Genomic DNA, 961 nt, shown 5'->3' with positions numbered 1-961 from the left:
GTCGGTGTCTTCGGCCCGCGGATCGCCGGGCTCCACGGCATCCGGCGTGACGGCGCCCACCTGTACGGCCTCCTGCCGCTCGTCGCGTACCTGGGCCGCCTCGGCGGCCGCCTCCTCGGCCTCGGCCCGCACGGTCCGCGCCTCCGAAAGCTCCGCCTCGGACTCCTCGGCGAACGCACGCGTCTCCTGCGCGGCACCGGCCAGCTCGGTGAGCCTGCCCGCCGGGCACCCCGTGCGCCACGAGGAGAGCCGGGCCGCCAGCTCACGGTCCTTGCCGAGGCGTGCCGCGAGTTCCCGGATCTCCTCGTCCCGCTCGGTCGCCCGTGCGCGCAGCGCCTGGCGCTCCTCGTCGGCCGCGTGCTCGTCGTGCATGGCCGGGTTCGGCGGAACGAGGAACACCTCGGAAGTGGGGCCGTCGCCCGCGTCCACAGGCGGTGTCGGGGCCAGCAGGGCGGCCGCCGTACCGACGGCCACGGCGGACCTCGGGAGCAGTGCCGCGTCGCTGAGCGCCTCGCGGGCCCGGGCGTGCGAGGCCGGGTCGGTGATGATCACGCCGTCGACCAGCTCCGGGCGTGCGGCCAGCACGCGCGCGTGGTCGACGGGGTCCACGGCCTGGGCGAGGTAGCGCCAGCCGGGCAGGGCCGGGATCCCGTGCTCGCCGAGGAACTCGACCGTCGCCAGGACGTCCGGGCCCGGCGGCAGCAGCCCGCCGTCGCCGAGGGCGCCCAGGATGCGGGAGTCGTCGGCCGCGGCGGTGCGCAGCTCGAAGAGGTGACGCTCGGCGGACGACACGTTGTCGTCGAGCAGCTCACGCAGCTCGTCGGCGAAACGGTCCAGCTCCTCGGGGGTGAGGGAGCCGTCGGAACAGGCACGCTCGTCCGCCGTACGGAAGCCGTCGGCCGCTCCGCCACCGGCTCCGGTGGTCCTCCCGGCCGCGGCGCCACCCGTGCCCTCGGCGCTC

The 961-nt window shown here is 76.6% G+C and carries 1 pseudogene; it reads right to left on the bottom strand.

The annotated features are described in order from the left end of the window. A pseudogene (locus AWZ10_RS24645) lies at nt 1-961 on the bottom strand (hypothetical protein); the annotation flags it as partial.

Origin of the sequence: Streptomyces europaeiscabiei (assembly GCF_001550375.1) — a bacterium.
Classification (GTDB): Bacteria; Actinomycetota; Actinomycetes; order Streptomycetales; family Streptomycetaceae; genus Streptomyces; species Streptomyces europaeiscabiei.
Note: the sequence above shows the minus strand (reverse complement) of the source record. Positions and strands in the feature narration are given on the sequence as shown.